10 protein-coding genes are annotated in these 10,894 nt (G+C 74.3%); 7 read left to right on the forward strand and 3 right to left on the reverse strand.

Annotated features, from left to right (window positions below; all coding sequences use genetic code 11):
• Positions 1-177: 177 nt before the first annotated feature.
• A complete protein-coding gene (locus GB864_RS16595; protein ID WP_160426805.1) occupies positions 178-606 on the reverse strand; it encodes a DUF4383 domain-containing protein in 429 nt (142 codons plus the stop codon).
• 135 nt (positions 607-741) lie between these two features.
• Here GB864_RS16595 and GB864_RS16600 point away from each other — a divergent pair, with 135 nt between their 5' ends.
• The 7 genes from GB864_RS16600 to GB864_RS16625 all read left to right on the forward strand — a co-directional run bounded on the left by GB864_RS16600 (position 742) and on the right by GB864_RS16625 (position 7,938).
• Positions 742-2,088, forward strand: a complete 1,347-nt coding sequence (locus GB864_RS16600; protein ID WP_336604053.1) for a serine hydrolase domain-containing protein — start codon at positions 742-744, stop codon at positions 2,086-2,088.
• Positions 2,089-2,181: 93 nt separating this feature from the next.
• On the forward strand, positions 2,182-3,039 hold the full coding sequence (locus GB864_RS16605; RefSeq protein ID WP_336604054.1) for an oxygenase MpaB family protein: 858 nt from the start codon (positions 2,182-2,184) through the stop codon (positions 3,037-3,039).
• 147 nt (positions 3,040-3,186) lie between these two features.
• The gene (locus GB864_RS18255) at positions 3,187-4,842 is read left to right on the forward strand and encodes a hypothetical protein (protein ID WP_202107325.1); all 1,656 of its coding nucleotides are present in this window, start codon (positions 3,187-3,189) and stop codon (positions 4,840-4,842) included.
• A 119-nt stretch (positions 4,843-4,961) separates the two neighbouring features.
• On the forward strand, positions 4,962-5,372 hold the full coding sequence (locus GB864_RS16610) for a hypothetical protein (protein WP_160426807.1): 411 nt from the start codon (positions 4,962-4,964) through the stop codon (positions 5,370-5,372).
• 115 nt (positions 5,373-5,487) lie between these two features.
• On the forward strand, positions 5,488-6,147 hold the full coding sequence (locus tag GB864_RS19020; RefSeq protein ID WP_160426808.1) for a pentapeptide repeat-containing protein: 660 nt from the start codon (positions 5,488-5,490) through the stop codon (positions 6,145-6,147).
• An 84-nt stretch (positions 6,148-6,231) separates the two neighbouring features.
• A complete protein-coding gene (locus GB864_RS18830; RefSeq protein WP_160426809.1) occupies positions 6,232-7,029 on the forward strand; it encodes an SIP domain-containing protein in 798 nt (265 codons plus the stop codon).
• A 114-nt stretch (positions 7,030-7,143) separates the two neighbouring features.
• On the forward strand, positions 7,144-7,938 hold the full coding sequence (locus GB864_RS16625) for an SDR family oxidoreductase (RefSeq protein ID WP_236779201.1): 795 nt from the start codon (positions 7,144-7,146) through the stop codon (positions 7,936-7,938).
• A 68-nt stretch (positions 7,939-8,006) separates the two neighbouring features.
• Here the strand turns inward: GB864_RS16625 and GB864_RS16630 are convergent, their stop codons facing one another.
• Together GB864_RS16630 and GB864_RS16635 are read right to left on the reverse strand one after the other, a co-directional pair.
• A complete protein-coding gene (locus GB864_RS16630; protein WP_160426810.1) occupies positions 8,007-9,713 on the reverse strand; it encodes an ABC-F family ATP-binding cassette domain-containing protein in 1,707 nt (568 codons plus the stop codon).
• A gap of 267 nt (positions 9,714-9,980) precedes the next feature.
• Positions 9,981-10,856: an ABC-2 transporter permease gene (locus GB864_RS16635; protein ID WP_160426811.1), complete on the reverse strand. Its 876-nt coding sequence runs from the start codon at positions 10,854-10,856 to the stop codon at positions 9,981-9,983.
• Between the last annotated feature and the right edge of the window lie 38 nt (positions 10,857-10,894).

Here is a 10,894-nt window from a genome sequence, read left to right on the forward strand (position 1 = left end):
GGCGCGGGCAGGCGGCCCAGCCGGAGGGCGGCGACCGCCCAGCCGAGGCCCGCCAGCCCGACGGCCACGAACGCCGCCCCGGCACCCGGCAGCCCAGCGCCGACCGCGATCAGCACGAGGCCCCCGCCGAGGGCGGCCAGGGCCGGCCAGTACCGGAGCAGCGCCGACATCATGGCCTCAGACCGTCGCCGTCGTGTGAGTCGAGCGGCGCGGGTGCGTCGCGCGGTCCGCGGCGAGGCCGACGCCGAGCAGCACGATCGCGCTCGCGAGGTGCAGGAAGTGGTCGGCGGTGTTGAGCGCGAGCACGTTGGCGGCGGTGCCGACGAGGAAGAACCCGACGATGCCGAGCAGCAGATAGGCCGCGCCGACGACCGTGTTCGTCGTCTTCGCCGCGGGCACGCCGACGAGGCCGGCGACGAGCAACGCCCCGCCGATGAGGAGGTGGGCGACGTTGTGCAGCGGGTTCACCGCGAAGATCCCGAGCAGCAGCCCGCCCTCGGTGGCGACGAACCCGACGCCCGCCGTCACGGCGAAGCCGAGCAGGCCGACGAGCAGGTAGACGGCGCCGAAGACGGTGCCGAGGATGCGGTTGGGAGAGTTGCGCATGATGAGCCTCCTGGGTTCGGGCACGGCGTCCGCCGTGCTGCCGGGGGTTCGGAGCGTGTGCGGGATCGGATTGGACCCGGACTGGGGCCATGGCCCGATTCGTCGGCGGAGACCGGCTCGACATAGCATCCTCGGGTGTCAACCCGCCGCAGGGTGATCGGCATCGTCGCCGTCACCGTCATCGCCGTCCTGCTCGCCGCGATCACCGCCGTCTACTGGTGGCAGCGGCCCATGCTCCGCACCGGGACCGGCTACGCCGCCCACAACGCGTGCGCCGTCGCCGAGGTCGCCGGCCGCGACGGCGATCCCGCATCGGACCTGCCCGACAACCCGCTCGTGCCCTACCTGCGCACCGACGGCGCCGGGGACCCGACGAGCGCGAGCATCCTCGGCGTCCTCGCCGCCCAGCGCGCCTGGTACACGGAGGGCTTCGGCTGCACGCTCGCGGCCGAGCGGCCCGACCTCGGCACGGCCACCGCGATCGACGGGGCGGGCAACCCCTTCGCCGACGCGCCGACGCCCGCCGCCGATGCGGCGATCGAGACCGCCCTCGACGAGGCGTTCGGCGTCGACCTCCCCGACGTGGAGCGCACGGCGCTCGGCACGCGCGGCGTCGTCATCGTCAAAGACGGGGAGTTGATCGGCGAGCGCTATGCCGACGGTTTCGACGCGACGACGCCGCAGCTCGGCTGGTCGATGTCGAAGAGCGTCACCTCGCTCTTGACCGGTATGCTCGTCGAGCAGGGCGTCGTGAGCCTGGACGACGACCACCTGCGGCCCGAGTGGACCGACGAGCGTGCATCCATCACGGTCGAGGACCTGCTGCGCATGCAGAGCGGCCTCGAGTGGGACGAGACCTACGACCTCGGCACGCCCATCACGCAGATGCTCTACGGCGAGCCCGACATGGGCGCCTACGTCGCGAGCCTGCCGCTCGAGTCGGAGCCGGGCACCGTGCAGGAGTACTCGTCGGGCTCGACGACGCTGCTGTGCTCGGTGCTCGCCGAGCGCACCGGCCTCGGCGCCGACCTGCCGCGGCAGAGCGTGCTCGGCGCCCTCGGCCTCTCGACGGCGGTCTTCGAGGCGGATGCCGTGGGCACCCCCGTCTGCTCCTCCTACCTCTGGGCGAGCCCGCGCGACTGGGCCGCGATCGGGCAGTTCGCGCTGCAGGACGGCGTCTGGAACGGACAGCGCCTGCTGCCCGCTGGCTGGATGGACGAGACGCTCGAGGTCGACGACTACACCGCGACCGACGACCCCGGCTACGGCCTCGGCTGGCGGACGAACGAGATGCTCGACGGTGAACTCCGCTGGCCCGAACTGCCCGCCGACACGTTCTCCGCGAACGGCCACGACGGCCAGAAGCTCATCGTGATCCCGAGCGAGGGGCTCGTCGTCGCGCGTCTCGGCTTCACCCCGGCAGCCGACGAGACCCCCGCCACGATCGGCATGATCGCCGACGTGATCTCGGCGCTCGGCTGACATCGTCCCCGCCCGGCGGTATCTTCGACTATGGGCGGGGGCACGGCAGAGCGACGACGCGAGGCTTCGGCCCGTTGGCATCCCGGGGCGCGCGTGCGCGGCGCCCTGCCGGAGTGGACGATCGCCCTCGCGCAGGGCGAGGACGCCGGGTACTTCGGTCCCGGCAGCGCGGTCTGGGCGGTCAACGGCGCACCGCCGACCCTCATCGCCGGCATCCGGGCGCTCCTGCTGCAGACGCTGCATCCGGGGGCCATGGCCGGTGTCCACGACCACTCCCGCTACCACCACGACCCGATCGGCCGGCTCGACGGCACGGTGCGCTGGATCGCGACGACGACCTTCGGCGACCGGCGCGCCGCCGAGGCGTCGTGCGCGATGGTGACGCGCCTGCACGTGCGCGTGCGCGGCACGTACGAGGACGCGGCAGGGGTCGAGCAGCCCTACTCGGCGAACGACCCGCACCTGCTGCGCTGGGTGCACGACGCCTTCGCCGAGGCCTTCATCGGTGCCCACGAGGTGTGGGGCGGCCGCATCCCCGGCGGCGCCGACGCGTACGTGCGCGAATGGGCGCGGGCCGGGCGGCTCATGGGCGTCGAGGACCCGCCCGAGACGCTCGCCGACCTGCGCGCCGAACTGGCCGGCTTCCTCGTCGAGGCGAAGGTCGACGAGCGGGTGCGCGAGGCGGTGCGCTTCATCCGGCGGCCGGGGCTGCCCGGGCTCTCGGGCCGGGTGTACCCGATCCTCTTCGGCGGCGCGGTCGCCTCCCTCGCGCCCGAGCATCGGCGACTGCTGGGGCTCAAGCGGCCGTGGTGGCCCGCGGTCGCGCTGACGCGCATCCTCCTGCTCGGGCTGCTGGTGCTCGGCCGTCAGGGCCCGAGCGAGCGGGTCGCCCGAGCCCGGATTGCGCGGCTCGCGGCCGCCGACGCCGCGGCGGCAGACGCAGGCGACTGACACGCGCTCCCGGCGTCCCGGCGCGTGCCGGGCCTCGGCGAACCTGTGAGCAACCTGAACGCCTCCCATGGTATAGCCAGGCTATGTACCTTTTTTGTCCAACAAAATTGGAGGAATGCTCAAGGGCTGGTCGCCAATGTGGAACGCATGCAGACACCTGGCCCCGAAACCTCCCGTCCGAACCGCAAGCGCGGCCGCCGCCTCGGCGCAGCCGCAGTCGTCACCGTCCTCGCCGGCGGCGCACTCGCCATCGCCGGCGTGCTGCCCGCCTCCGCGGCCGCGAACACCATCGACTTCACGGCGCCCGGCTACACCGTGGGCCAGGGCAGCCCGAACCAGCAGAACGGCTGGAACACGAGCGACACCTCGTGGGACTTCGCGCTCGTCGAGAACGCCGACTTCCCCGCATCCGGCCTGGATGCCGGCGAGCGGTCGCTCCGCGTCTCGAACGCGAGCATCCCCTCGAAGGTGCAGCCGCTGCGCAGCCCGACGTTCGAGCCCGCGGGCGAGTCGAGCGTCGCCGGCGTCGCCGGCAACACCCTCACGACCGAGTTCACCGTCGCCTCGGCCACCGGCGCGGCCCAGGAGGGCGTCGCCGCCGACGTCGCCATCGGCCCGAGCTCGCGCTACGGCGGCGTCGTCAACCTCCACTACACCGACTCCGCACTCGAGATCGGCAGCTACTGGTACGAGGACGGCGCCTGGAAGTCCGACGTCTTCGCGTCGGTCGACCCGAGCGTGCCGCACACCGTGCAGGTCACCAACTGGTTCCTCGACGGCCAGGAGGACGTCATGGAGGTTCGCGTCGACGGCCAGCTCGTCTCCGAGGCCGGCCTGACCTCGTGGGAGGACTACTTCGCCGCGCCGCAGGCGATCGACGACATCGGCTTCCGCCTGACCAAGTCGACCCCGTCCGAGACCGGCGCGGGCTTCGACTCCGACGTGACGGCCGTCCCCGCCGCCGCCGACCAGGGCATCCTCTTCACCGACATCTCCACCGAGACGACCGACTCGGCACCGCCGATGCCGAACGTCCTCCCCGAGGTCCCCGAGACCGCCGTCGAGGTGCCGAGCGTCACCGTCCCGGCCGAGCCCGCCGCCCTGACCGGCAGCGGCGCCGTGGCCTTGGCCGCCGAGGGCTTCCTGCCCTACGAGCCCGTCTCGGCCACCGTCTACAACGCCGAGGGCCTCAAGCAGGTCGGGCGCTGGATGCAGGCCGCCGGCGACGGCACCGTCGCGACCGAGGTCGAGATCCCCGAGACCACCCCCGCCGGCACGGTGCGCGTGCAGCTGGCCGGCGCCACGAGCGGCCAGACGGCCGAAGCCGCTGTCGAGCTCGTCGCCGCGCCGGTCGTCGAGCCCGACGTCGAAGACCCGACGACGCCCGGCGTCGAGACCGGAACCGGTGCTGAGACCGGAACCGGCACTGCGACCGGAACCGGCACTGCGACCGGAACCGGCTCCGCGACCGCCGAGACCGGCACCGCCGCCGCCGGCACCGCGACCGGCGGCGCCGCTCGCAACGGCTCCGCCGTGTCCGAGGACGTCACCGCGCAGCTCCTCGCGGACGAGGTCGTCGCCGACGGGACCGTCGACGCCGCCGTCGCCGACGGGACCGAGTCCGGCACCGTCGAGGCCGTCGTCTCCGAGGACGCCGAGCGCGTCGAGGCCGGCACGGACCAGGGCGACGCCTTCGGCGTCGGCATCGAGGTGGCCGCCGTCGCGATCGGCGCGGGCCTCCTGGGCGCCGGCGCGGTCGCCGGCGGCACCCTCATCGCGCGCCGTCGCCGCAACGGCGCCTGAGCGAACCCGGGGCGCACCCGACTGAGCGCGTCCCGCCGAGCACGACCGTCTGCATCCGGCCGGGCATCCTCTCGCAGGATGCCCGGCCGCGGCGTTCCCGCCGCCGGTAGCCTCGGGGCATGCCCTCCGAGCCGCCGCCGATCCACCTCGTGCTCGACGTCGCGAACGTGCTCGGTTCCCGCCCCGACGGCTGGTGGCGCGATCGCGCGGGAGCCGCGGGCGCCCTGCTGGCGCGCTTCGCGCCGTTCACCGGCACGGACACCGACGGCCCCGACGGCGCGACCGTGCGGCTCGCGGCGATCACCGCCGTGCTCGAGGGCCGGGCGAAGACCGCCGACGTGCCCGCCGACATCCGGGTCGTGCTCGCGCCGCACGACGGCGACACGGCGATCGTCGAGGTCGCGACCGCCGGCCTCGCCGCGGGGGAGCGGATGCTCGTCGCCACGGCCGACCGCGGGCTCCGGGAGCGGCTGCCCACGGGCATCCGCGTCGTCGGCCCGGACTGGGCGAATCGGCTCATCGGGCGGTGACGCGCCGGGCCGGTCGCCGTGCCGCGACCGACGCTCGGACGGCCGAGCGTCGGCGGTGGCTGATTGACTGCATGGCGCCCCGCCGACCGCGGGCCGAGAACAGTGAGGAACCACCGTGGCCCGACGCCCAGCGCTCCAGCACCCGTCCATCGACGTCATCCGTCTCGACGACCTCGAGCCGGGAACGCTCGCCGATCTCGCCGACGGCGGACTCGTCGAGGGGCGGCGGTTCGACGGCATCGACCTCGACGGCATCGACCTGACGGGCATCGAGCTCTCCGAATGCCGCTTCGAGAACGTCAGCGCGCACGGCACGGTGCTCACGGCCGCGACCGTACTGGAGTCGCAGTTCTCGGGGATCAACGCCCCGGTCCTCCAGGCGAGGCGGGCGCGGCTGCGCGACGTCGCCATCGAGTCCTCGCGCATCGGCTCGGCCGAGTGGTACGACGCCTCGCTGACCTCGGTGGTCTTCGCCGACTGCAAGCTCGGTTACCTGAACCTGCGCGGGGCGCGGCTCCTCGACGTGCGCTTCGAGCGATGCACCGTCGACGAGCTCGATCTCGGGGGCGCCGCCGCCCAGCGGGTGCAGTTCGTCGAGACGGAGATCGCGACGCTCGACGTCACCGACGCGAGGCTCGCCCACGTCGATCTGCGGGATGCGGAACTGCACCGCATCACGGGACTGCCCGGGTTGCGCGGCGCGACGCTCGGCGAGGAGCAGATCGTGAGCCTCGCCGCCGACTTCGCGGCACAGCTCGGCATCGACGTGCGGTAGCGCGCGGCACGACGATCGCGAGCGGCGCGGAGCTCAGGTAAGGTGAGCCTCACCTGATCCCCTCGTTCGTTCCGGAGGACCGCTGTGGCCGCCAGCAGCAACATCGCCATCACCCACGCCGACACCGGCCTCGTCACCGCCGAGGTCGTGCGCGCCGAACAGGTCTCGCCGCACTTCGTGCGCGTCACCATCGGCGGCGACGAGGTGTCGGGCTGGCGCGACCTCGGCTTCGACCAGTGGTTCCGCCTCGCGGTCCCCACGAACGACCACACGCGCTTCGACAACCTGCCCGGCAAGTTCGACACGCCCTCGTACCTGAAGTACCTGCTGCTGCTGCCCAAGGCGACCAAGCCGGTCTTCCGCAACTACACCGTCGCCGAGTTCCGCGCCGACGCCGGCGAGCTCGACATCGACTTCGTCGTGCACGGCACCGACGGCGTCGCCGCCCCGTGGGCCGCGAGCCTCCCCGTCGGCCAGCACGTCGCCCTCATCGACCAGGGCTGCGGCTACCGGCACGTCGACGGCGCCGAGCAGACGGTGCTCGTCGGCGACGAGACCGCACTGCCGGCCATCGCGGGCATCCTCCGCGACCTGCCCCGCGGCATCCGCGGCCACGCCGTCATCGAAGTGCCCGACGTCGCCGACCAGCGTCCGCTCGCCGGTCCCGACGGCGTCGAGGTGCACTGGATCGTGCGCAGCCACGCCGACGCCGCCGGTTCCCTCGCCCTGGAGCGCCTCGCCTCTCTCGAGTTCGGCGCCTCGACCGACGGGTTCGCGGCGGGCGAGTCGAAGCTCGCCACCGGCGCCCGCCGACTCTTCGTCAACGAGCGCGGCGTCCCGAAGACCGACATCGACTTCTGCGGGTACTGGAAGGCGCGCTGACCCGGTTCCTCCTCGAACGTTCGCTCCTGTCACAACTGACCGGGTTCGCCGGTCGGAGCTGTCGGGCGCTGTCCGGTGTTCCGGCCCGGCGCGTCGTCGAACAGGATGAAGGCGATGGATGCCGCGCCGGTGCACGCCGGCCGCCATCGCCGTGAGAGGAACCGCACCATGCGCATCGCCGTCGCCGGAGGAACCGGCACGCTCGGCCACCACATCGTCGAAGTCGCCCGCGAACGCGGGCACGAGATCGTCTCGCTCACCCGGTCGTCCGGGGTCGACCTCATCGCGGGGCACGGCCTCGCCGCGCGCCTCGCCGGCGTCGACGCGGTCATCGACGCCGCGAACATCACGACGCTCTCGGCGACGGCGTCGACGGAGTTCTTCACCGCGGTCACCCGCAACCTGCTGGCGGCCGAACGCGAGGCCGGGGTCGGCCGTCACGTGGTCGTCTCGATCGTCGGCATCGACCGCGCACCCGAGAGCTACTACGCCGGCAAGCTCGCCCAGGAGCGCGAGGTCGCGGCCGGCGGAGTGCCCTACACGATCGTCCGCGCGACGCAGTTCCACGAGTTCGCCGGTCAGATGGCGTCGCAGACCTCCTTCGCGGGCGTGGTGCTCGCACCGACCGGCACCTTCCAGCCGATCGCGGCGCGGAGCGTCGCCGAGAAGCTCGTCGACGTCGCCGAGGGCGAGCCGGTGGGCGGCACCGTCGAGATCGCCGGACCGCAGCCCGAGTCCGTGTCCGACGCCGTTCGCGCCGTCGTCCGCGCCGGCGGGAAGCGCGGCCCGGTCATCCCGGTCGCCTTGCCGATGCCGATGCTGAAGGCCCTGCGCAACGGCGCCGTGCTGCCCGACGCCGGGACGGAGCTCCGCGGCCCGACCTTCGCGGAGTGGCTCGCCGCGCAGTGAGGCAGCGCCGCCGGCGGTCGGGGAGTCGACCGCCGGCAGCGCGCGTCACGCCCGAGGCATCCGCCCGGTCACGACACGGCGCCCGCGACGAGCCGCCGCCCCGCGAAGCGCTCCCGCAGCCGACGGTCGTGCGTCACGAGCACGACCGCGCCCGCGAAGGCGAGGAGCGCCGCCTCGAGCTCGTCGACGAGCGCGGGCGCCAGGTGGTTCGTCGGCTCGTCGAGCAGGAGCAGGTCGACCGGGCGGGCGACGAGCGTCGCGAGCTCGAGTCGGCGGCGCTGCCCGAACGAGAGCGCCGCGACCGGGCGTTCCAGCTCCTCGGGGCGGAAGAGCCCCAGGGGCAGGAGCCGCTCGGCGGCGTCGTCCCGGTCGAGGCCGATGGCAGTCGCGAACGCGGCGACGACGCTCCGGCCGCCCGGTGCCGGTGCGACCTGCTGGCGCAGCATCCCGACCCGGCCCGCGACCCGGATCTCGCCGGACTCGGCGGCCCGCTCGCCCGCGATGGCGCGCAGCAGGCTCGACTTGCCGATGCCGTTCGGTCCGGTGACGAGCAGGCGATCGCCGGGGCCGAGCGCGAGCGACCCCGCTTCGAACCCCGCAGCGCGCACGCCGTCGAGGGCGAGGATCGGCTCGTCCCGGGTATCCGAGTCGCTGCCGTGCAGCGACGGCGCGAACACGAGCGGCTCGGGCGGCGGAGCGACCGGGGTCGCATCGAGGCGGGCGAGGCGCTCCTTCGCGTTGCGGACGCGGCTCATCGTGCCGTGCTCGGTCGAGCGCTGGTGCGACTTCGCCGGGGTTCCGCCCGACCCGTTGAACGCGGACTTGCGCGGGATCGCCTCGAGCCGTGCGGCGTTCCGGCCGAGCAGCGTCGACTGCCGCTCGCGCTCCGCGACCCAGGCCTCGTGGTCGCGGCGCTGCCGCTCCCGTTCGGCCGCGCGCGTGCGCGTGTAGCCCGCGTACCCGTCGCCGAACCGCCGCAGCCGGCCGCCGTCGACCTCGAGGATGACGCCGGTCAGCGCATCGAGGAAGGCGCGGTCGTGCGTGACGACGACGACGATGCCGCGGTGGGCGCGGAGCGCGCCGAGGAGCCAGTCCCAGGCGTCGTCGTCGAGGTCGTTCGTCGGTTCGTCGAGCAGCAGCACCTCGGGGGCGCCGGCGACCGTCGCCGCGAGGGCGAGCCGGCGCCGCTGCCCGCCCGAGAGGGTCGACCAGGCGCGGCCGTCGTCGAGATCGTCGACGCCGAGGGCCGCGCGGGCGAGGGCGAGCCGTGCCGGGGCGCCGTAGCCGTCGCGCGACTCGAACCGGTCGGCGAGCGTCGCGTAGCGTTCGAGCGCGGCGTCGAGGTCGGCGCCGTCGAGGCCGCCGAGCGCGTCGGCGGCGTCGGCGAGCGCCCGCTCGGCCGCCCGGAGATCGGCCTGCGCGACGTCGATCGCGTCGGCGATCGACGCCGACGGCGGCAGTTCGAGCTCCTGGTCGAGGAGGCCGATGCCGCCGGGCGCGGCGACGAGCGCCGAACCCGCCGTCGGCTCGAGCCGACCGGCGAGCAGGCGCAGCAGCGTCGACTTGCCGGCGCCGTTGTCGCCGATGAGCCCGACGCGGTCGCCCGCGGCGAGGTCGAGGTCGAGGCCGTCGAGCACGACGCGCTCGGCGAAGCGCACGGCGGCGCCGCGCAGCTGCACGCGGGCGGGACCGGCGAGCGCCGTCGCATCCGCGGGATCGGTCGCGTGCGCCCGGCTCGCGGGGGTGTCGGCAGGGAGGGATGAGGATCGGAACATGCGGGGATTGCCTTCCTCGATCCGGCGGTCGGGATCCGGTGCGGCTCGGGGCGGGACTCGACGGAACGGTCGCGGTCGACGGTCGGAGGCGCGGGCTGGACGGCGCGGATCGGATCGGTGCGTACTCGAGAAGGCGCGCAGGCGTTGCGCGAGGAGACGGGGCCGCGGAGCCGAAGCTCGGACACGGCGTTCCGATCAGATGTAGAAGTAGTACCAGCCACCCATGGTTCGCACACGGTAGCAGCGGAGGCTGGAGAACTCCAGGGTTCAGCGGATCGCGAGGGTGCGCGGGACGACCGTGCGTCGCCGCGCGACGCCGGCGAGGGTGCCGAGGAAGCCGACGGCCGCCCACAGCAGGAGGGTCAGGATCGCCGGCATCGCGGGGCCGCCCGCGGGGCTGAGCGCGCCGAGGAGCAGATCGGCGGCCGGGGTCGTCGGCAGCGCGGCGGCCGTCGTGGCGAGGATGCCGGGGACCGTCGAGGAGAGCCCTGCCGCGAGTGCGATCGCGGCGACGAGCACCGCCGCGAACCGTCCCGGGCCGCCGAACGCTGCTGCGATGCCCTGCTGGAGCACGGCGAACACGGCGCCGATGCCGATCGCCGCGGCGGTGAAGCCGAGCCACGACGGCGGGTCGACGGCGACGGCCGTGGTGAGCGCGACCCCGATGAGCAACCCTTGACCGGCTCCGACGGCCGCTGCCGGCCACACGGCGTCGCGCGCGATCGCGAGCGAGCGGCGCGGGCCGAGCAGCTCGGCCGTGGGCGCCGCCTTGCGGGCGAGCGCGATGACGAGCCCGCCGATCCAGAGGGCGAGCACTCCGAAGAACGGCACCGACGCCTGCCCGGGCGGGATCTCGGTGCGCGTCGCGACGACGGGCTCGGAGACGACGCCGGTGAGCGCGTCGATGTCATCGTCCGAGTAGGCCGGGATCTGCGCCGTCGCCTCGGCGAGGCCCGAGGCGAGCTGCTGCGCGCCGGCATCCACCTGGTCGGCGCCGTCGACGAGGCTCGCCGTGCCGTCGCGCAGCGATGCCCCGCCCGACGCGGCGTCGTCGGCGCCGGCGGCGACCTCGCCCGCCCCGGCATCGGCGGCGTCCACGCCCTCGACGAGCCCCGGAACGGCCGCGGCGGATCGGGAGAGCACGCGGCTGAGCCCCAGTCACGTAGGCAACGCGGATGCCG

Source organism: Agromyces seonyuensis, from assembly GCF_009789225.1.
Taxonomy (GTDB): Bacteria; Actinomycetota; Actinomycetes; order Actinomycetales; family Microbacteriaceae; genus Agromyces; species Agromyces seonyuensis.

What these genes read in the sequence shown, in the direction of transcription:
- GB864_RS16595 (WP_160426805.1), bottom strand. Translation starts at nt 606, where the DNA reads ATGCGCAACTCTCCCAACCGCATCCTCGGCACCGTCTTCGGCGCCGTC.
- GB864_RS18255 (WP_202107325.1), top strand. Translation starts at nt 3,187, where the DNA reads ATGCAGACACCTGGCCCCGAAACCTCCCGTCCGAACCGCAAGCGCGGC.
- GB864_RS16610 (WP_160426807.1), top strand. Translation starts at nt 4,962, where the DNA reads ATGCCCTCCGAGCCGCCGCCGATCCACCTCGTGCTCGACGTCGCGAAC.
- GB864_RS16625 (WP_236779201.1), top strand. Translation starts at nt 7,144, where the DNA reads ATGGATGCCGCGCCGGTGCACGCCGGCCGCCATCGCCGTGAGAGGAAC.
- GB864_RS16630 (WP_160426810.1), bottom strand. Translation starts at nt 9,713, where the DNA reads ATGTTCCGATCCTCATCCCTCCCTGCCGACACCCCCGCGAGCCGGGCG.